The organism is Altericroceibacterium endophyticum (assembly GCF_009827595.1).
GTDB lineage: Bacteria > Pseudomonadota > Alphaproteobacteria > Sphingomonadales > Sphingomonadaceae > Altericroceibacterium > Altericroceibacterium endophyticum.
Genome location: NZ_WTYT01000001.1, coordinates 803,153 through 821,297, shown reverse-complemented (window position 1 = coordinate 821,297; position 18,145 = coordinate 803,153). Strand labels below are relative to the sequence as shown.

General features: G+C 58.5%; 20 protein-coding genes and 1 tRNA gene. 11 read left to right on the top strand and 10 right to left on the bottom strand.

Translation table 11 applies throughout. The annotated features are described in order from the left end of the window. Both GRI91_RS15985 and rnk read left to right on the top strand, forming a co-directional pair. On the top strand, nucleotides 1-191 hold a 191-nt coding region (locus GRI91_RS15985; protein WP_237437623.1), incomplete at its 5' end, for a hypothetical protein. A 479-nt stretch (nucleotides 192-670) separates the two neighbouring features. Next, nucleotides 671-1,102 (top strand): nucleoside diphosphate kinase regulator, encoded by a 432-nt coding sequence (gene rnk / locus GRI91_RS04035; protein ID WP_160735293.1) that lies wholly within the window; start codon nucleotides 671-673, stop codon nucleotides 1,100-1,102. 68 nt (nucleotides 1,103-1,170) lie between these two features. On the opposite strand, the gene GRI91_RS04030 is transcribed toward rnk, so the two are convergent. The 10 genes from GRI91_RS04030 to GRI91_RS03985 form a co-directional block, all read right to left on the bottom strand. Next, the gene (locus tag GRI91_RS04030; protein ID WP_160735292.1) at nucleotides 1,171-1,575 is read right to left on the bottom strand and encodes a GreA/GreB family elongation factor; all 405 of its coding nucleotides are present in this window, start codon (nucleotides 1,573-1,575) and stop codon (nucleotides 1,171-1,173) included. Between the two features lie 605 nt (nucleotides 1,576-2,180). Further along, the gene (locus tag GRI91_RS04025; protein ID WP_237437622.1) at nucleotides 2,181-2,789 is read right to left on the bottom strand and encodes a septal ring lytic transglycosylase RlpA family protein; all 609 of its coding nucleotides are present in this window, start codon (nucleotides 2,787-2,789) and stop codon (nucleotides 2,181-2,183) included. 137 nt (nucleotides 2,790-2,926) lie between these two features. Then, nucleotides 2,927-4,141: an argininosuccinate synthase gene (locus GRI91_RS04020; RefSeq protein ID WP_160735291.1), complete on the bottom strand. Its 1,215-nt coding sequence runs from the start codon at nucleotides 4,139-4,141 to the stop codon at nucleotides 2,927-2,929. A 240-nt stretch (nucleotides 4,142-4,381) separates the two neighbouring features. After that, on the bottom strand, nucleotides 4,382-5,671 hold the full coding sequence (locus GRI91_RS04015) for an SAM-dependent methyltransferase (RefSeq protein WP_237437621.1): 1,290 nt from the start codon (nucleotides 5,669-5,671) through the stop codon (nucleotides 4,382-4,384). Between the two features lie 68 nt (nucleotides 5,672-5,739). Next, the gene (locus GRI91_RS04010; RefSeq protein ID WP_160735290.1) at nucleotides 5,740-6,480 is read right to left on the bottom strand and encodes a molybdopterin-dependent oxidoreductase; all 741 of its coding nucleotides are present in this window, start codon (nucleotides 6,478-6,480) and stop codon (nucleotides 5,740-5,742) included. Then, nucleotides 6,477-7,175 (bottom strand): cytochrome b/b6 domain-containing protein, encoded by a 699-nt coding sequence (locus GRI91_RS04005; RefSeq protein ID WP_160735289.1) that lies wholly within the window; start codon nucleotides 7,173-7,175, stop codon nucleotides 6,477-6,479. Before GRI91_RS04005 ends, GRI91_RS04010 begins: the two co-directional genes overlap by 4 nt. Continuing rightward, entirely contained in the window at nucleotides 7,172-7,936 is a 765-nt protein-coding gene (locus tag GRI91_RS04000) for an SDR family oxidoreductase (RefSeq protein WP_160735288.1), read from the bottom strand. The genes GRI91_RS04005 and GRI91_RS04000 overlap by 4 nt, the downstream gene beginning before the upstream one ends. Before the next feature lie 155 nt (nucleotides 7,937-8,091). Beyond that, nucleotides 8,092-10,155 carry an NAD(+) synthase gene (locus GRI91_RS03995; RefSeq protein ID WP_160735287.1) on the bottom strand — a complete coding sequence of 688 codons (2,064 nt, stop codon included), beginning with the start codon at nucleotides 10,153-10,155 and terminating at the stop codon, nucleotides 8,092-8,094. A 150-nt stretch (nucleotides 10,156-10,305) separates the two neighbouring features. Next, nucleotides 10,306-10,725 (bottom strand): GFA family protein, encoded by a 420-nt coding sequence (locus tag GRI91_RS03990; RefSeq protein WP_160735286.1) that lies wholly within the window; start codon nucleotides 10,723-10,725, stop codon nucleotides 10,306-10,308. Between the two features lie 306 nt (nucleotides 10,726-11,031). After that, nucleotides 11,032-11,664 carry a prolyl hydroxylase family protein gene (locus tag GRI91_RS03985; protein ID WP_160735285.1) on the bottom strand — a complete coding sequence of 211 codons (633 nt, stop codon included), beginning with the start codon at nucleotides 11,662-11,664 and terminating at the stop codon, nucleotides 11,032-11,034. A 202-nt stretch (nucleotides 11,665-11,866) separates the two neighbouring features. On the opposite strand from GRI91_RS03985, the gene GRI91_RS03980 reads away from it, so the two are divergent. From GRI91_RS03980 to GRI91_RS03945, 9 genes are all read left to right on the top strand, one after another. Then, nucleotides 11,867-11,943: transfer RNA gene (locus tag GRI91_RS03980), tRNA-His, on the top strand. A gap of 53 nt (nucleotides 11,944-11,996) precedes the next feature. Beyond that, nucleotides 11,997-13,061 (top strand): Leu/Phe/Val dehydrogenase, encoded by a 1,065-nt coding sequence (locus GRI91_RS03975; RefSeq protein WP_160735284.1) that lies wholly within the window; start codon nucleotides 11,997-11,999, stop codon nucleotides 13,059-13,061. A 105-nt stretch (nucleotides 13,062-13,166) separates the two neighbouring features. Further along, nucleotides 13,167-13,892 (top strand): heme ABC transporter permease CcmC, encoded by a 726-nt coding sequence (gene ccmC, locus GRI91_RS03970; protein WP_160735283.1) that lies wholly within the window; start codon nucleotides 13,167-13,169, stop codon nucleotides 13,890-13,892. A 7-nt stretch (nucleotides 13,893-13,899) separates the two neighbouring features. Continuing rightward, nucleotides 13,900-14,040, top strand: coding sequence for a hypothetical protein (locus GRI91_RS15855; RefSeq protein WP_202385424.1), 141 nt, complete (start codon nucleotides 13,900-13,902; stop codon nucleotides 14,038-14,040). Further along, nucleotides 14,037-14,513, top strand: a complete 477-nt coding sequence (gene ccmE / locus GRI91_RS03965) for a cytochrome c maturation protein CcmE (protein WP_160735282.1) — start codon at nucleotides 14,037-14,039, stop codon at nucleotides 14,511-14,513. The genes GRI91_RS15855 and ccmE overlap by 4 nt, the downstream gene beginning before the upstream one ends. Then, nucleotides 14,510-16,456, top strand: a complete 1,947-nt coding sequence (locus GRI91_RS03960) for a heme lyase CcmF/NrfE family subunit (protein WP_160735281.1) — start codon at nucleotides 14,510-14,512, stop codon at nucleotides 16,454-16,456. The genes ccmE and GRI91_RS03960 overlap by 4 nt, the downstream gene beginning before the upstream one ends. Next, the gene (locus tag GRI91_RS03955; RefSeq protein WP_160735280.1) at nucleotides 16,453-16,992 is read left to right on the top strand and encodes a redoxin family protein; all 540 of its coding nucleotides are present in this window, start codon (nucleotides 16,453-16,455) and stop codon (nucleotides 16,990-16,992) included. Before GRI91_RS03960 ends, GRI91_RS03955 begins: the two co-directional genes overlap by 4 nt. Next, the gene (locus GRI91_RS03950; protein WP_160735381.1) at nucleotides 16,992-17,408 is read left to right on the top strand and encodes a cytochrome c-type biogenesis protein; all 417 of its coding nucleotides are present in this window, start codon (nucleotides 16,992-16,994) and stop codon (nucleotides 17,406-17,408) included. The genes GRI91_RS03955 and GRI91_RS03950 overlap by 1 nt, the downstream gene beginning before the upstream one ends. Beyond that, nucleotides 17,405-18,115 (top strand): tetratricopeptide repeat protein, encoded by a 711-nt coding sequence (locus tag GRI91_RS03945; RefSeq protein WP_160735279.1) that lies wholly within the window; start codon nucleotides 17,405-17,407, stop codon nucleotides 18,113-18,115. The genes GRI91_RS03950 and GRI91_RS03945 overlap by 4 nt, the downstream gene beginning before the upstream one ends. The last annotated feature ends 30 nt before the right edge of the window (nucleotides 18,116-18,145 follow it).

The window sequence follows — 18,145 nt, the reverse complement described above, 5'->3', positions numbered from 1 at the left end:
CGTGGCTCTCGGCGAATAGCTGCCGGTCCGCTTTCGGGCATTCTCTGGCAGAGCTCGGACGTCCGAAATTAGGGCGCGAAGCTGACGCACCGGCTCGCCGTCTGGAACGTCCGCTATCCCATTCGGCATCCCCAAAAGCCGCCGTTCCGGATCGTCCTGAATTGCAGACCGTCAAACGGTGTCCGCGTTAGGTACGATGTCGTTCGTCTTGAAAAGATCATGCAATGAATGAGATCTGGTGCAGCTCCGCATCAGCCGTTCAACGGAACAGTAATTTCCCAGTGATTACAGTGCCCATCATATTCATGTCGGGTGCACCAATTCTCCGAATGTTTAATTTGTCGTTCAGCAGGCCGATACACACTCCAGCTGTGTCAGAAGCCCCCCCTGCTTGGCTATGTCACCATTTATTGTGATCGCGGCCTTGCGACCTTCATCTCCATGATCGAAATTGCCGGTAGAGTTACCCGAGGTTGACTTGCAAAAGCGCAGTCATCATCATCGCGCGATGCTGGGTGAAACCATCTTCAATCGCATCCGCCTTCACGGAGGCCAGATTCTCGCGGGCATCTGACCCCGGGTTCGGTTGCGCGTGCGCCGGGCACCGGGGCACGTGAAGCTTTCGCGATATCATTCGCGCCATCCCGAAAATCCGTGAAGAGAATCCACCATGACAAATCAGAAGACGCCGAGGCGTCCCGCTATCATGCTGACCGAGAAAGAGGCCGACAGCCTCGCCAATCTTGCGCTTGGCGTCGAGAAGACGTCGCCGCAGATATGCGAATTGCTGCTCGATGAAATCGGGCGCGCCAAACTTGTCCCCGAAAGTCGCATGCCGGACGATGTGATCCGAATAGGCTCGACCGCAGAGTTCGTCGATGAAGCGACGGGTGCGGTACGTTCGATGCAGTTGGTCTACCCTCGCCATGCGCGTATCGAGGAAAACAGGATTTCGATCCTGTCGCTGGTTGGCTGCGGATTAATCGGTTTGCGTGTTGGCCAGTCGATAATGTGGCCGGACCGATCAGGGCAGAAGCGGCGACTTTCCATCAGGAAGGTCAAGCAACAATCGGTTGAAACAGACGTCCCGTCAGTGAACTGACGAGACAAGAGGTGATACCTTTGGGGGCGGGGCACGAAGCCCGGCCCCCAATGCTCTGTGCGCGAAGGTCAAGCCGCGCGGGCAAGCCTGTGCTCAGGCTGAAAACAGACGCTTTCCAATACGATGACATGGTCGGCGCCCTGATAATCGCGGAATTCGGCTCGCTGGCCTTCAGCCATCCCAATGAGCATTGCTCCGCGCAGGGAATTGAGCGGCAGCATGGTGCCCTGAACGCCCTCTCTCTTGCACAGGCTAAGTCGTCCTTCTTCGAGCGCTCCATCATTGATGCGATAGAGCACTCTGCTGCCCAGCGTGGCCACATTATCTGGCACACTGTCCTGTGACACCACGTCTGCCGATGCGACTTTATTCGACAGAATGTCCTTGGAAGGGGGAGGGGTAAGTCGGTCATGTGCGGTGCGCCCGATAATCTGCGCGTCTTTATGCGTGAGCACAAAAGTTGATCTGGTCATGGGAAACAAACTCTTCTGGCCATCCAGTCCGATCGATTAAGATCTGTAATTGGATGGAAACTTCTGAACCCGCCACATATCGCTCCAATCGGCCCGGAGTATCCGAGCCGATCAGGTCTGATAATGTATGTGGCGAAATGGAATCGCCGCAGGTGCTCACTTCGCAGGGAAGGGGCTTGTCCCACGGTCTTTCTTCCCCCGATCCAACACGGACGTTGAACCGAGGGTCAGGATCCGGCGATAGGAAAGATCCTATTCAGAAGGCGGGTGAGTCTGGAATGGCTCATGCCATATGCTCTCGCCCACTTCCCGATCGCTTGTCAACTCTGAGCTCCGCTGCATCAAGGACATTGGTAATTTGACAGTCGCGCGGGAGCTCCAACCGGGGGCATACGGCTTAGGAAATGGGCACCGAAGCCTGCTAAAGCACCACCAGGTGTTGCGCTGTTATTTTCGGCTGTCGCAGCCAGTATTCCCAGCGATCACCTTTGCGGTTTGAAATTGGGAAGCGCACATAAAAAATCTCGCCGCTGCATGCACAGCGACGAGACTGAAATTTCGATCTACTTCGGGATCGTCTGTTAATGACCGGCTTGGGTAATTGTTTAGCTGTCAAGCAACGCCAATGTCACCTGACCACGGCCTGAGCCATGAATGCCGATCTTCCGTGCCGCAGCTTCGCTCAAATCGATGATGCGGTTGTGGGCATAGGGGCCCCGGTCATTAATCCGCACAATAACGGTCTTGCCGGTGCGGTTATCCGTTACGCGAACCTTACTGCCGAAGGGCAGGGTGCGGTGGGCGGCCGTCAATTGTGTGGGGTCGAAGGTTTCGCCATTCGCCGTTGGCCGGCCGCGAAAGCGCGGGCCATACCAACTGGCTTCACCACTGGCGAGAATACGAGCAGCCTGTTCAGCGCTCTCTTCTGCTTCGCTGGCAATACTGTCGGGCAGGGCGGACGCGTCCATTGCATCCTCTGCACCGTTTGCCTCGAAACGGGGAAGTTCATCATCCGCGCCCGGCAACATGCTGGACACAGCGACAATATCCTCACGAGAGGTCTGTTCCGCATGACCAGGAGCGAAAGCGACGGCGAGACCGGTCAGTCCGGTGCTTGCCAGCACTGCATAGCGCTTGGGCATGGAGGAACGGCGCAAACGCAAGCGTTTGACCTTTTCGAAGGGCTTCTTGAGCAGTTTTGCAGATTTAGCCATGTGCCATTGTATACACGATGTGGCCGACAGCGGCCACCCGATCAGGGGCATCCCGCCCCATCGAGGTCTCGCTTGATCGTGTTAGCATGGAATAACGGGGACCGAACGAATCGGTTCCCCGCCATTTCAACAATTTATCAGCGGTCGCGCTTTGCCAGCAGGCGCAGACGCAGGGCGTTGAGCTTGATGAAGCCTTCCGCATCCTTTTGGTCATAGGCGCCGGCATCATCTTCAAACGTCACATGACGTTCGGAATAGAGGCTGTCTGCGCTCTTGCGGCCCACCAGATGGACACCGCCCTTATACAGCTTCAGACGAACCGTGCCTTTCACCTTTTCCTGGCTGAGGTCGATTGCGGCCTGTAGCATTTCGCGCTCAGGGCTGAACCAGAAGCCGTTATAAATCAGCTCAGCATATTTCGGCATCAGCTCATCCTTGAGATGGGCTGCACCGCGATCAAGCGTCACTTGTTCGATCCCGCGATGGGCGACGGCATAGATCGTGCCGCCGGGTGTTTCATACATGCCGCGGCTCTTCATGCCGACGAAGCGGTTCTCGACGAGATCGAGACGGCCAATGCCATGCTTGCGGCCCAATTCGTTGAGGGCGGTCAGAAGAACGGCGGGAGTCATTTTTTCGCCATTCAGCGCGACGCCGTCGCCCTTGTCGAAATCAATGGTGATATATTCCGGCTCATCCGGAGCATCTTCCGGGTTCACGGTCCGTGAATAGACGTAATCGGGGGTCTCATCCCACGGGTCTTCCAGCACCTTGCCTTCGGAAGACGTGTGGAGAAGATTGGCATCGGTTGAGAAGGGGCTTTCGCCGCGCTTGTCCTTGGGAACGGCGATCTGGTGCTTTTCGGCCCATTCGATCAGCGCGCTGCGCGATACCAGGTCCCATTCACGCCACGGCGCGATGACCTTGATATCAGGATCCAGTGCGTAAGCGGAAAGCTCGAAGCGAACCTGATCGTTGCCTTTGCCGGTTGCACCATGAGCGATGGCATCGGCGCCGGTTTCCCGAGCGATTTCAATCAGGCGCTTCGAAATCAGCGGCCGGGCAATGGAGGTGCCGAGCAGATAATCGCCTTCATACCGGGCATTGGCGCGGAACATCGGAAACACGAAGTCGCGAACGAATTCTTCCTGCACATCTTCAATATAGATATGCTCATCAGGGATGCCCATATTGCGCGCTTTTTCGCGGGCAGGTTCAATTTCCTCCCCCTGGCCGAGATCGGCTGTGAAGGTAACGACTTCGCAATTATAGGTAACCTGAAGCCATTTCGCGATCACGCTCGTATCGAGACCACCGGAATAGGCGAGGACAACCCGTTTGATATCGGACATTCAGTTCTGCTCCGCTAGAATTGCTGAGCCGGTATCAGGCGCAGGCCCGCTGTTCAATGGCACACATGCTGTTTTGATGATTGTGCCGACGCGTTTCTTGGCGACAATGCTGAAGCAATCGGGGCAATCGGGGCACAAGATTACTGGTGTTGGCGTGAGCCTGAGTACTCACTCGGAAGGGCAGCCGGCGCGCCATTCTTGCGGTCAGCTGCCCTCGAACATATTGCAGGATCTCGCCCGTCATTCAGCAGCTTGGGCAAGGTGCCATTGAGGCGGTTCCTCCAGACTGCGCAGTCTTGCACTTTCCTCATGGATGAATTCGCGGGTCATCGGCAGGGCTTCGCGGTCCTTCACATAGATCAGCTGCCAGTTGACCAGCGTGCCGTGACGGAAGCTCTGCTCGGCACCGGCGAGATAATAGAGCCACATGCGGTAGAAGCGCTCATCATACATCTCGACGATTTCTTTGTGATGCATGACGGTGCGATTGTACCATTCCTCCAGCGTGAGCGAATAATGGAAGCGCATCGCCTCCACATCCATCACCTGCCAGCCAGCCTTTTCGCTTTCGACGACCAGTTCGGACAGAGCTGGGATATAGCCGCCGGGGAAGATATATTTGCGTGTCCAGGCATCGGTGGTGCCCGGCGGGCCGGTGCGACCGCAGCAATGGGCGATCATTACGCCATCTGGTTTAAGCAGACGCTGCGTATGTTCGAAAAACTGCGGATAATGCGGTGTACCGACATGTTCCAGCAGGCCGACCGAGCTGATCCGGTCAAATTGCCCCTCGACATCGCGATAATCCATCAGTGCGAATTTGACCTTGTCGTCCACGCCCTCAGCCTTTGCGCGTTCCTTGCAAAAGGCAATCTGATCAGGGGCCAGCGCCACGCCGAGCACTTCGCAACCATAGGTCCGGTTGAGATAGAGCGCGAAACCGCCCCAGCCGCAGCCAATGTCGAGCACTTTCATGCCCGGCTTGATGTTCATTTTGGCGGCGAGGTGGGCTTTCTTGTCAAGCTGCGCCTTTTCCAGGCTATTTTCCGGGTCCCGGTAATAGCCCATCGTATATTGGCGGTCCTCGTCAAGGAAGAGTTCGTAGAGGCGGCGCGTCAGATTATAGGTGTGTTCGGCGTTTTTCCGCGCCTTGGATTTCAGGTTGATGCTGTCAGCCTTGGCAGCCAGTTTTTGCGCGATTTTCTTGAGCGGGTTCTGCGCCTGCAGCGCCTTGTCACCGAATGTTTTCGCCTGTTCGGTGACGAACAGGATCATGTCGCGAATGTCGTGTGGTTCTTCGACTTCGAGCCAGCCCCACATATAGGCTTCACCCGCCCCGACCTGGGGATAGGTGGCGATGTGTCGCGCGGCCTTGCGGTTTGTCAGCCGTAGCCGAAGCGGGCCTTTCTCCATTCCTTCCGGTGAAGGGCCATATTCATAAACCTTCCCGTTATAATCGGTAATGATAAGCTTCCCCTGGCGGATCAGCTTCCGAAGCATCTTGTCTAGCAACCACATGGGCGATGACATTATTTACCGCGCGGCATTACACAAGAGGGGATTAACCAAGTTGCTGCGGAGTTTTCAAATTTCTGCGGTCATATCCCGGCGTACCATTGATAGCCGGCGCGATCCTCCCAATAGCCGCCTTTGCCTTTTCCTACCGATTCAAGGCTTTCCACCGCTTCGATCGCGGTCAGATATTTGGCATGTTTGTAGCCCAATTGGCGCTCTATCCGCATGCGCAGCGGCGCGCCGTTTTTCATCGGTAAAGGCTCCCCGTTCAGGCGGTGGGCGATAATCGTCTGCGGGTGATAGGCATCGATTAGATCGACACTTTCATAATATTCTGCGCCATTCAGCCGGTCGGCACAGCGAAAAACAATATAGCGCGCCCTTTCATCCAGTTCGGCCATGTCCAGTAAGGTGCTCAGCTGCGGCCCCTGCCATTCGCCAATCGCGCTCCAGCCTTCGACACAATCATGCCGGGTGATCTGGGTGCGCTGCGGCAGCGCGCGGATATCGGCGAGAGACAGGGACAAGGGGCGGCCGACCAACCCGCCAACGCTTAGCGTCCAATTGGCAAAATTTTCTGCCTGCGCTGCGCGGTAGAAGTCGGTTGCCGGATCACGGGTGCCATTCCCGCGAAAGGAGGGGGATATATCGGACCGATCATATTCGGGGGCCAGCGCCTGCCGCGCACCCAGCGCGCGCTGGGCCGTGCGGTGCCAATCCTCGGCCCGCTCCATCAATCCGGCGATTGGTCCGGTTTCAGCCAGTTTGGAGCAGCCAGCAATCAGACCGGCGCCCAAGGCCATCAAGGCATTGCGGCGTTTCATTCTGGCTCCTTCCCGAAAATCATCGCTTTCAACTGACCGATCGGCCCGGATAGCAGCACCATCGCCACATGAAGGATCAGAAACGCAAACAGCCCCCAGGCGCAGAGGAAATGGATTGATCGCGCGCTTTGGCGGCCAAGGAAAATCTCGCTCAGCCACGGCCAGGATGCTTCCATGCCCGGGCTCATCGCCATGCCGGTCAGGATCATCAAAGGCAGCATGACGAAAATCACCAGACCATAGGCTGCGCGCTGGAGGAAATTATACTTGCGCGCGCCATGAGCGAAATTGAGCTTCAGATGGGCGCGAATATCAGCACCGATCGCGCCGGGCCGCCATTCCCGCCACCGAGTCGTCAGATCACGGTAGAAATGCCGGTTGATCAGGGACACGATCATGAAGACGGTCAGCGAGACAGCGAAAATCCACGCAAACAGAATGTGCCAGTCGCGGGCGATCGCCAGACTGTAATAATTCGGGATGGTCGCCCAGCCGGGGAAGCGGGGAATAAAGGCCCATGCATCCTCCGGGGCGAACCCGGCCTTGCCCCAATAAAGCCGCGGATGCGCGTTGGAGATATTGAGGCCGGACATGAACAGCACTGTCACGCTGGCGAAATTGATCCAATGCCACAGGCGTGTGGTCAGCCTATGCCGAGGCGAGTGCAGGGGCCGGGGAGGGGCGGATCTGCTCAAGAAGCCTGCTCCCGCGCGAGATAAAGGACATCGCGGGGCTGCGGAACCAGATGCTGCCCCGAATCCACGAATATCGTCTGACCGCTGGCAAGCCGCCCATGGCTCAGGAACAGGGCCGCCTCGGCGATTTCCTGCGCCGATGTCCGGCGGTGGAGCAGGTTCATCCGATGGGAAATTTCCGCCTCTTCATCGCTCTGATCATGGCTGGGCAAAATGGCACCCGGCGCGATTCCATAGATCCGGTCTGCCTCGCTGGCTGCCATCGCCATCATCGGAATGGTTGCAGACAAAGCATGTTTGCTCATCGTGTAGCTGAAGAAATCGGGGTTGGGATTGGCGATCTTTTGATCGGTGATCTGGATGACCCGTCGGCCGCCATCGCCGCCTGCCTTGGCCAGACGCAGAAATGTCTGGGCCATGCGCACCGGGGCCTTGGCGTTGACTTGCATCACGTCACCGAAAATTTCCGGCTCCATCTCGCTCACTGCATCAGGCGGGAAGATCGATGCGGAATTGATCAGCACACGCCAATCGGTCAGCTTGTCCGCGAGCTCCTCCACCATCGCGACGCCCGCGCCGGAATGCGACAGATCGCAGCGGATCGTTTCTGCCGAAGGAAGGCTGCGGCTGAGTGTTTCGGCAGCCTCATGCGAGTGATTGTAATGCACGATCACATGCCAGCCATTCTCCCCAAAATGGCGGGCAATCGCGGCACCGATTCGTTTGGCGGCGCCGGTGATGAGGATAGCGGGACGAGCCATCTATTGGGGTTTCTCCGTAAGGGTGGAACGGAAGTGACACTGTATAGCAACGTAATTCACGGCGCTTTGCACAAGGCGTGGGCGCTTGGGGGAATTGCGGTGCCGGTTCATGGGGGCAGGGAACCATAGACCGGCGATATAGGAAAGAGCGCGAATTAACCTTCGGGTACTTTCTGCTGCAATTCGTCGAGCCAGACTTTCGCGACCGCATCGGATGGTGCGCGCCAGTCGCCACGCGGGCTGAGTGCGCCGCCGGAGGATACTTTGGGGCCATTGGGAATGGCCGTGCGCTTGAACTGGCTGAAGGCGAAGAAGCGCTGCAAAAACTTTTTCAGCCAATGCCTTATGGTGGCGATGTCATAGGCATTCTTATCATGCTCGGGGAAACCGGCAGGCCACTCACCCGCCGCAATATCGCGCCAGGCGTGCCAGGCAAGGAAGGCCACTTTTGACGGCCGCTGACCAAAGCGCACGATGTGATGGAGGTAGAAATCATTCAGTTCATAGGGGCCGATCTTGCTTTCGGTGCTCTGCATCGCGCCATCTGCATCCGCGGGCACCAGTTCGGGCGATATTTCCGTGTCGAGAATGTCGAGCAGGATCGTATCCGTACCCTCGTCAAATTGCCTGGTCGTGGTGGTCCAGCGGATCAGATATTGGATCAGCGTCTTGGGCACGCCCGCATTCACCGCATAATGGCTCATCTGATCACCCACGCCATAGGTACACCAGCCGAGCGCGAGTTCTGACAGATCACCCGTGCCGATGACAAAGCCGCCATGGTGCCCGGCCAGACGGAACAGATAATCCGTGCGCAGCCCCGCCTGCACATTTTCAAAGGTCACATCATAGACTGGCTCACCATCGGCGTGTGGATGGCCGATATTGTCCAGCATCGTGTTGGCAGTGGGGCGAATGTCGATTTCATCGGCCAGAATGCCCAAGGCTTTCATCAGCTTCCAGGCATTTTTTCTAGTGCTGTCTGAAGTGCCAAAACCGGGCATGGTGTAACCGCGAATGGTTGTCCGCGGTAAATTCAGCCGGTCGCAAACCTTGGCCGCCACAATCAGCGCGTGGGTGGAATCGAGCCCGCCCGAAATACCAATGACCATGCATTTTGCGCCGCTCGCCTGAAACCGGCGCATCAGCGCATCGACCTGAATATTGAAGGCTTCGTAGCAATCCTCATCCAGGCGGTGCTGCCGGTTGGGGACAAAGGGGAAGCGCCGTATAGGCCGGATGAGGCCGATATCGCCCGTTGCCGGCTGGTGATCAAAGGCAATACGGCGGAAATAATCCTCCGGCCTGCCTTCTGCCTCTGCCGTATCATTGAACGTCTGCAATCGCATCCGGTCGGCGATAATGCGGTCCACATCCAGATCGGCAATTGCGAGTTCCGGCGCCAGGCCAAAGCGTTCGGATTCGGCCAGCAAATCGCCCAGCTCGTAAATCACGCCCTGACCATCCCAGGCCATGTCATTGGTGCTTTCACCATGGCCTGCGGCGGAATAGATATAGGCTGCCGCAGCGCGCGAGCTTTGCGCGCGGCACAGCATATGCCGCTCCTCCGATTTACCGATGGTGATGTTGGAGGCGGAAAGATTGGTCAGAATAGTCGCCCCGGCCAATGCCCCCTGCGTGGAAGGCGGCGCGGCGGACCAGAAGTCCTCGCAAATCTCCGTATGGAAGATGAAACCCGGCAATTGCTTTGAGGCAAAGATCAGATCCACGCCAAAGGGCACCTCATGCCCGGCAATTGCAATCGTCTTGCCGATAATGTTGCGGCCATGCGCGAACCAGCGCTTCTCGTAAAATTCCCGGTAATTGGGGAGGTAGCTTTTGGGCACCACGCCAATCAGAACGCCATTGGCGATGGCCAGTGCGCAATTATACAGTTTCCCATTATGCCTCAGCGGCGCACCGATCAGCAAAACCGGTGACAGGGCGGCGCTTTCGGTAATGATGGTGGCAAGGGAGCGCTCCACTGCATCGAGCAGCGCGGATTGCATGTGCAGATCATCCAGCGCGTAGGAGGACAGGCACAATTCCGGATAGACCAGCAGATCGACCTTCGCCGCATGGGCTGCGCGGGCTTGTTCCAGCACGGCATCGCAATTGAAGCTGACATCTGCCGTGCGCACCTGCGGTGTCGCGGTGGCCACGCGAACGAAGCCGTGATCATGCATGGCGTGGAAATCGAATGGTGACGTGTCGCTCATACGCGGAGGCCTCTCTTTACAGGACTACCCTTTGCCAGCCCCGCAGGTTCCTTGTCGAGAGGGTGGGGAGAGAAGACCGATTTGTGCCATGTGGTCCAACAGGCAGGGCATCGAGACCATGTATGCGGCGTGGTTCGGGTGGTCCGCGATCTATTCCTTCGCCGGAATAAAGCGCAAGACCCCGGCGCTGCGGACCTTGCCATCATTGTCTTTGGCGTGGTGCTGGCCGTCCGTCACCGGCACTTCGGGAAAATCGAAGGGTGACATGCCTTCTATACAGGCGACATTGACGCCGTAGATTCCAGGGTCCGAGCGCGCCTGATGGAAGCAGTGAATTCCGCAATTCCGGCAAAATCTGTGTTTTGCGGCTCCGGTGTTGAAACTGTATGTTGCGAGCTCTTCCTCGCCGTCCGTCACTGTGAGCGCCGCGAGTGGAACATAGAGCGCCACATATCCCTTGGCCGCACAGATCGAGCAATTGCATCGTCTGACGTGCCGGTTCTCCGGCATTTCCACGGAAAACTGAACGGTGCCGCAATGGCACTGCGCTGCTTTGACATCATTCGCCATTGCTGATCATTCTCCAATCATCCAGCGCCCATTGATCGCTCAGCGTATCGACAAGGATTGGCTCCAGCCGGGTGCAGGGCGGCCAGGCAACGCTATCATCCATAGTAGCGAAGGCCGTCTTTCTTGTGGCGGCATCGGGCCATAGCGCGACGGCTACCATCTCGCCATTTTGCGCTTGCCCAAGCAACGACCCCAGTCCTCCTGCCGCGCGTAGTGCGCGTGTGGCGGCTTCCCAGGCGGATCGAAAATCCGCCTCATGCTAGGGCGCAACCTGCCAGCGATAGATCGCGACCAGTCCGCGGCCGCTCATCCCCAGGGCCTTTCGCGATACCATTTGGTGATCACATATTTCACGCCCTTGCGCACTTTCATCGCATGGTGGAGCGTCGCCGGGTTGAGCGAGCCGTCAGGGCGGTGATTGTTCCAGCAGACCAAGGTTCCCTGTTCCGGCTGGAACGTCTTCTTCACGACCTTGAAGCGCGTTGCGCCGCCAGCCTCCACTGTGTTGAGATAGGCCATGAAGGTCCATGTCCGCTGCCCCGCGACGGAACAGAATTTTTCGAAATCCTGGCCGCTGGGTTCAAAATAATCCGTATGGGCTTTGAATTCCTGTCCCGGTTCATAGCGCTGACCCTGAACCGGCTCCCCATGCGCCGGGTCGATACCGTTCAGCGCGAAGAGCAGTTTTTCCAGTTCCTGCACCGCGTCATGCTGCGGATCGAGATCGCACGTTTCGCTGGTACGGAAATAATCATCCCCATTGGGATCGGCGATGGTGGAGGGGCGCCGGTCACGGTCGATCAGATCCATCAGGGACAGGCACAGTTCGGCTGACAGAAAATCGCGGCAGGAAAACATCTCGATTCGCGGGCTGGGGAGGCGGCGGATACCATCGTGATTCTGGAGTCGCTGGGCGGAAGTTTCACCGGGATTCGTCATCTGCCCTGTGATAAATGCCTGCCCGGCAGGTTCAAGCAAAAGCACCTTGCGTAATTTTCTTACGTTAAGCGCCATTTCATGAAGTTTTCGCTTTGCTTTTGGTTTGGCTTGTGCAACAGGCTCGCCCCCACGCTGATCCAGGCTTGACCCGGCAGCGTGAGAGCCTAAAGGCGCGCTTCACGGCAAGCGTGCCTGGCATATGGCGATCATAGCTCAGCTGGTTAGAGCGCCGGTTTGTGGTACCGGAGGTCACGGGTTCGAACCCCGTTGGTCGCCCCATTTTTCAGCTACGTTTGTTCCTCGTGCAATCCCAGCAGCAGGGCGGAACATTTATGACGGCTTTTTGGACCGAAGCGGATTTCGATCACCATGAAATGGTGCATTTTGTCGATGATCGAAAATCAGGTCTAAAAGCGATTATCGCGCTGCATTCCACCCATTGCGGGCCGGGTGCAGGCGGCACCCGTTTCTGGCATTATCCCGAACCCGCTGGCGCGATGCGCGATGCGCTGCGCCTGTCGCGGGGGATGAGCTATAAAAACGCGATGGCTGGTCTCCCCATGGGGGGCGGTAAGGCCGTTGTCCTTTTGCAGGAAGGGCAGCGCCAGACGCTGGAAATGCTCGCCGCCTTTGGTGAAGCGGTGGAAAGCCTTGGTGGGCGCTATGTCACGGCGGAAGATGTCGGGGCGAGCGTGGCCGATATGGTCACCATTTCCCATCATACGCAGCATGTTTGCGGCTTGCCCGCCCAGGAAGGCGCGGCGGGCGGCGATCCCGGTCCCTATACAGCCTATGGCATCTATCTGGGGATCAAGGCGGCTGTTCAGCACAAGCTGGGCACGGACAGCATGAAGGATGTGCGGCTTTCGCTGCAGGGTTGCGGCAGTGTCGGCGGCGGTGTTGCCCGGCTGGCGGCAGCTGATGGCGCGAAGCTGACCCTGGCCGATATTAATGAGGCAAAGGCTGCCGCTCTGGCACAGGAGCTGGGCGGCGAAACTGCACCGGTCGATGCGATCATGGGCATGGAATGCGATGTGTTCTCCCCCAATGCGCTGGGCGCGATTCTCGATACCGATGGTATTGCCAAGCTGGATTGCGCTATTGTCGCCGGCGGTGCGAATAATCAGCTGAAGCGACCGGAACACGGCGCATTGCTCGCCGCCAGAGATATTCTTTACGCGCCCGATTACGTCATCAATGGCGGCGGAATCATCAATGTCGCGCTCGAATATCTCGCGCGCCGTGATGGTCAGACTTGCAGTTCGGAAGAAGTCCGTGAGCGTATCGGCATGATCCCCGAACGGCTCCGTTCGATCTGGCATGAAAGCGAAGAAAGCGGCCAAAGCGCTGATATTGTGGCGGACCAGATGGCCCGCAAACTGATCGGGCGCGGCTGAGCAGAAGGCGGCGCCAGCTGCGGCTGGCTGTTGCCTGATAGGCCAAGGCCTTGCTAGTGGCGCGATGCCCTGCCAAAGGGGCGCGCAAATAGCGGTTTTTTAAACATGCATGGCTTCGCTAATCCCAAACGCTTTCTGAGCCTCGCACGCTGGCTCACCCCGCTGCTTCTGGTGGCAGGGCTGATTATTGCCTTTGGCGCGCTCGCTTATGGTTTGCTGGTGGCACCGACAGACCGGCTGATGGGTGAAACCGTTCGCATCCTTTATCTCCACGTGCCCGCTGCATGGCTCGGCATGGGCGGGTGGACCACCATCGCGATTGCGAGTCTCGCTGAACTGGTGTGGCGACACCCGCTGGCAACCATCGCGGCGCGGGCTGCGGCAGTGCCCGGTGCCGTTTTTACCGCCATTTGCCTGATCACCGGCTCCATCTGGGGGCGCCCTACATGGGGCACATGGTGGGTGTGGGACGGGCGGCTCACCTCGATGCTGGTGCTGCTGTTTCTCTATTTCGGCTATATCGCGCTGTCCGGAGCGGTCAGCCGTGAGGGTGGATCCAGCCGTATTCCGGCCATTTTCGGCCTGGTAGGCGCGATCAATATCCCCATTATCAATCGTTCGGTGGTCTGGTGGAATTCGCTGCATCAACCGCCCAGCATCACCATGGGTAAATCCGCGATTGATCCGGCCTTCTTATGGCCGCTGCTGATCGCCGCGCTGGGTTTTTCTCTGTTGTTTGGCGGGGTGGTGCTGGCGCGCATGAGGGCATTGCTGGCCGATATTCAGGCGGAAGCACGCCTGCGGCGCAAGGCGCTGGCGGAAGGACTTTGAAAATCGCATGAGAGAAGCGCTCGACCAATGGGATTTCGTGCTCGCCGCTTATGCGGTGGGTGTTATCGGTATTCTGGCTCTGGTGAGCTGGAGCTGGATCGCGATGCGCCGCGCTGAAAAAAGACGCGAGGAGGCCCGCCGAAAATGACCGCCGCAAATAAGAATAAGCGCTTCAAGGCGAAGCATCAGCGCCTCGTGCTGGTGGTCGTGGCGTTGATCGCGCTGATCGGTGCCGGGCTGCTCGCCACCTGGGCGCTGCGCAATCAGGCCAGCTATTTCTATGTGCCCAGCGAAATGTTGGAGGCACCGCCAGCGCCCGACCGTGCCGTGCGTCTGGGCGGAATGGTGCAGACCGGATCGATCAAAACCGACGATGACGGGGTGACGATCCATTTTCTGGTCGGTGACGGCAAGGAAACCGTGCCCGTCGCTTTTTCCGGCATCGTCCCGGCGCTCTTCGTTGAAGGCTCGGGCGTTGTGGCGGAGGGGCATTTGCGGCGCGACGGAACATTTCAGGCCGATAATCTGCTGGCCAAGCATGATGAGAATTATATGCCGCGCGAACTGGAAAACATGACCGAGACTGAGGTCAAACAAACTGTCGCGGAAACATATCAGTGATTGCTGAAATCGGTCTTGCCGCCCTGTGGCTGGCATTCGCACTGGCGCTGTTGCAACTCGCCGCAGGCGTGATGGCTGTGAACAATCCGGACACGCCGCTGGCCGCGCTGGTGCGACCGGTGGCGAGCGTTCAGGCGGTTTTATGCGCGCTGGCCTTTGGCGCGCTGCTCTTGCTGTTCGCCCGCACCGATTTGTCCGTGTCGCTGGTGGCGGCCAATTCGCATTCGGCCAAGCCGCTGATCTTCAAACTGGCCGGGGCATGGGGCAATCATGAAGGCTCCATGCTGCTCTGGGTCACAGTGATGGCCATCGCCGGCGGATTGATCGCAATTATCGAACGGCGCCTGCCCGAACGAACGATGATTGCGACATTGTCTGCCCAGGCCTTTGTCGGCCTTGGCTTTTATGCCTTTCTGCTGTTCAGCTCGAACCCGTTTGAACGCCTGCCTCAGCCTGTGCCGGAGGGTATGGGCCTCAATCCGCTGCTGCAGGATATCGGTCTCGCATTCCATCCGCCGACACTTTATTTCGGCTATGTCGGGCTGTCGGTGGCATTCAGTTTCGCCGTGGGCGCGCTGATCACCCGGCAGGTGACCCCGGATTTCGCACGCGTGATGCGGCCGTGGATCCTGGGGGCCTGGATATTCCTGACATTGGGAATCACGGCGGGCAGTTACTGGGCCTATTACGAGCTTGGCTGGGGTGGCTGGTGGTTTTGGGACCCGGTTGAAAATGCCTCCCTCATGCCATGGCTCGCGGCGACCGCTCTGCTGCATTCGGTCAGTGTTCTGGCCTCGCGCGATGCCTTGCGCACATGGACGATCATGCTGGGCGTTGTCGCTTTTTCCATGTCGATGATCGGCACATTCCTGGTGCGGTCGGGCATTCTGACCTCCGTTCATGCCTTTGCGGTCGATCCGGAACGCGGCAGCTTCATTCTCGCCCTGCTGGCCATCTATATTGGCGGTGCCCTGGTGTTGTTCGCTCTGCGCGCCAACACCGTGGCGGAAGGGCAGCGTTTCTCGATTGTCAGCCGCGAAGGCGCGCTGGTGGTCAACAACGTCGCTCTTTCGGCCATTTTGGGCATAGTGCTACTGGGCACGCTCTACCCGCTGTTTACGGAGGCGTTCGGGGTTAAGGTTTCGGTCGGTCCGCCTTATTTCAACCCGGTCAGTGCCATTTTCGTGGTGCCGATGCTGGTCGTGCTCTGCGTCGGCCCGCTGCTGCGCTGGCGGCATGACAGCATGAAACGCATTCGCCCGTCCTTGATCACGGTGGGCCTTGCCGTTCTGGCGGCACTCGCCGCGGCACTGATCATTGGCGGCACGGATTTGCTGCCCTTTATTGGTATCCTTCTGTCAGCGGGCGTGGCTGTTGGCTCGCTTCTGCCCCTGCGGGGCCGGTCGCTGCGGCGCTTGCCGCTCGCCGTGTGGGGCATGGTTGTCGCCCATTTCGGCATTGCGGTTGCTTTGTTCGGCATGGCTGCGGACAGCGCATTTACGCAGGAAGAGCTGGTCGCGGCTCAGATCGGTCAATCGACCACTGTCGGGCCGTGGAGTGTCACTCTCGACGATGTGGAACCGATAGCCGGACCAAACTGGACCGCGCTGGAGGGGCGTTTGCTGGTCTCCTATAAAGGCGGTGCGCTTTATGAACTGGACCCGCAATCGCGCAACTTCTGGACGCCGTTTCAACAGACCAGCGAATCCGCTTTGCTGACGCGCTGGAATGGCCAGCTCTACGCCGTGATCGGTGATGATGCGGGGCAGGGGCGTTGGCAGTTGCGTCTGTGGTGGAAGCCATTCGTTACGTGGATCTGGTATGGCGGCGTGCTGATCGCTCTGGGCGGTTTTCTGTCCCTGATCGGCCGGGTCGCGGTGGATCTGCGTCGGCGTTCGGCGGAACGGCGCATTGCCCAGCGTCATGAGGAGGCGGTCTCGTGATCAAGCGCGTGCGATGGGGATTGTGGCTGCTGGTGGTGCTGGCGCTGACGTTGTTTGCGCTGTTTGCGATCCAGCTTTCACGGCCGAAGGACAATTTCGTCCACAGCGGGATGATCGGCAAACCGATACCGGAATTTGCCCTGAAACCGGCGGTGGATGATCGCCCGGGTCTGTCCAGCGCGGATCTGGCCCAAGGCGAACCGCATCTGCTCAATATTTTCGCCAGCTGGTGCGTTCCCTGTGCGGCAGAGGCACCGCAACTGGCCGAACTGGAAGCGCAGGGGGCCAATATCGTCTCCGTCGCGATCCGTGATCGGCCAGAGGATGTTCGTGCATTTCTGGATATGTATGGCAATCCCTACAGCCGGATCGGCGCGGATGACCTTTCTGAAGTGCAATTCGCCATTGGATCATCCGGCGTGCCAGAAACCTTCGTGGTCGATGGGAAGGGTGTGATTCAATATCAGCATATCGGTGATATTCGTGAAGACGATGTGCCGATGCTGCTCGAAAAACTGAAGGGGGCAGGGCAGTGATGGCGCGTGTTCTGTCATTGTTAGCCGTGCTTGCCGTGCTGCTCGGCGCATTGCCGCTGCAGGCGCAAAATGATCTGCCGCCTGCACCCTATGCCTATAAACAACTTGATGACCCGGCGCAGGAAGCGGCGGCGCAGAAATTGATGGAGACGCTGCGCTGTCTCAAATGTCAGAGCCAGTCGATTGCCGATAGCGATGCGCCGATGGCCGGCGATATGCGCCATCAGGTACGCAGCCGGATCGCGGCTGGTGAAGATCCGGAAGCGATCCGCAGCTGGCTGATTGATCGCTATGGCGATTATGTCAGCTATGCACCGCGCGTCACGGCCACCACCTGGCCGCTTTTTGCGCTTCCGCTGGTTCTGCTGGCGCTTGGCCTGCTGATCATGCTGCGCCGTTTTGGAGGGCCGAAATGACCTGGATTATGGTGATCGGGCTTGCTGCCTTGGCCTTTGCGGCGATGGTGTTTCTGTTCCGCATTCCCAAAGCGCTCTGGACGAGCGTGCTGGCGGTTCTGGTGCTGGGGCTCGCGGGCTATGCTGCGCAAGGACAGCCGAACATGCCTGGCGCGCCCACTGCGGCTCGCGCCGATGAAAAGGGTGATGGCTGGGCACTGGTCGAGGCACGAAAGCGCATTCTTGGCGTGGAAGATCAGCAAGGGGCACAGGGGCTCATTCTGGCCGATGCGATGATGCGCAAAGGGCAATATGCCAATGCCGCCGACGCCTTGCATAGTTTTCTGCGCGATAATCCGGATAGTGTCGAAGGCTGGACCGCCTTGGGCAACGCTTTGGTCGAACATGCCGAAGGTACGCTGAGCCCGGCCGCGCTCTATGCCTTTAACAAGGCAGAAGAAGCTGATCCGGACACTTTGGCACCCGGATTCTTCATCGGCGCGACCTATATCCGGCAGGGCGAATTGATTGAAGGGCGTGAAATATGGGCGCGTACGCTGGATCTGGCACCAGCTGATGCCCCATGGCGCGATCAATTGCAGGCGCGGCTGGACGAATTGGATATGCTGATGCGCAGAATCGCGGCTATGGCGGAAGAGCAGTCTGCAGCGGCGCAGCCAGAGACTTCGCCGGAAACTTCGTTTGTCCCACAAGGGGATGAGCAGTAATGCTGCGCTGCGGCGCATTGCGCTTTGATG

What these genes read in the sequence shown, in the direction of transcription:
- rnk (WP_160735293.1), top strand. Translation starts at nt 671, where the DNA reads ATGACAAATCAGAAGACGCCGAGGCGTCCCGCTATCATGCTGACCGAG.
- GRI91_RS04030 (WP_160735292.1), bottom strand. Translation starts at nt 1,575, where the DNA reads ATGACCAGATCAACTTTTGTGCTCACGCATAAAGACGCGCAGATTATC.
- GRI91_RS04025 (WP_237437622.1), bottom strand. Translation starts at nt 2,789, where the DNA reads ATGGCTAAATCTGCAAAACTGCTCAAGAAGCCCTTCGAAAAGGTCAAA.
- GRI91_RS04020 (WP_160735291.1), bottom strand. Translation starts at nt 4,141, where the DNA reads ATGTCCGATATCAAACGGGTTGTCCTCGCCTATTCCGGTGGTCTCGAT.
- GRI91_RS04015 (WP_237437621.1), bottom strand. Translation starts at nt 5,671, where the DNA reads ATGTCATCGCCCATGTGGTTGCTAGACAAGATGCTTCGGAAGCTGATC.
- GRI91_RS04010 (WP_160735290.1), bottom strand. Translation starts at nt 6,480, where the DNA reads ATGAAACGCCGCAATGCCTTGATGGCCTTGGGCGCCGGTCTGATTGCT.
- GRI91_RS04000 (WP_160735288.1), bottom strand. Translation starts at nt 7,936, where the DNA reads ATGGCTCGTCCCGCTATCCTCATCACCGGCGCCGCCAAACGAATCGGT.
- GRI91_RS03995 (WP_160735287.1), bottom strand. Translation starts at nt 10,155, where the DNA reads ATGAGCGACACGTCACCATTCGATTTCCACGCCATGCATGATCACGGC.
- GRI91_RS03990 (WP_160735286.1), bottom strand. Translation starts at nt 10,725, where the DNA reads ATGGCGAATGATGTCAAAGCAGCGCAGTGCCATTGCGGCACCGTTCAG.
- GRI91_RS03985 (WP_160735285.1), bottom strand. Translation starts at nt 11,664, where the DNA reads ATGACGAATCCCGGTGAAACTTCCGCCCAGCGACTCCAGAATCACGAT.
- GRI91_RS03975 (WP_160735284.1), top strand. Translation starts at nt 11,997, where the DNA reads ATGACGGCTTTTTGGACCGAAGCGGATTTCGATCACCATGAAATGGTG.
- ccmC (WP_160735283.1), top strand. Translation starts at nt 13,167, where the DNA reads ATGCATGGCTTCGCTAATCCCAAACGCTTTCTGAGCCTCGCACGCTGG.
- GRI91_RS15855 (WP_202385424.1), top strand. Translation starts at nt 13,900, where the DNA reads ATGAGAGAAGCGCTCGACCAATGGGATTTCGTGCTCGCCGCTTATGCG.
- ccmE (WP_160735282.1), top strand. Translation starts at nt 14,037, where the DNA reads ATGACCGCCGCAAATAAGAATAAGCGCTTCAAGGCGAAGCATCAGCGC.
- GRI91_RS03950 (WP_160735381.1), top strand. Translation starts at nt 16,992, where the DNA reads ATGGCGCGTGTTCTGTCATTGTTAGCCGTGCTTGCCGTGCTGCTCGGC.
- GRI91_RS03945 (WP_160735279.1), top strand. Translation starts at nt 17,405, where the DNA reads ATGACCTGGATTATGGTGATCGGGCTTGCTGCCTTGGCCTTTGCGGCG.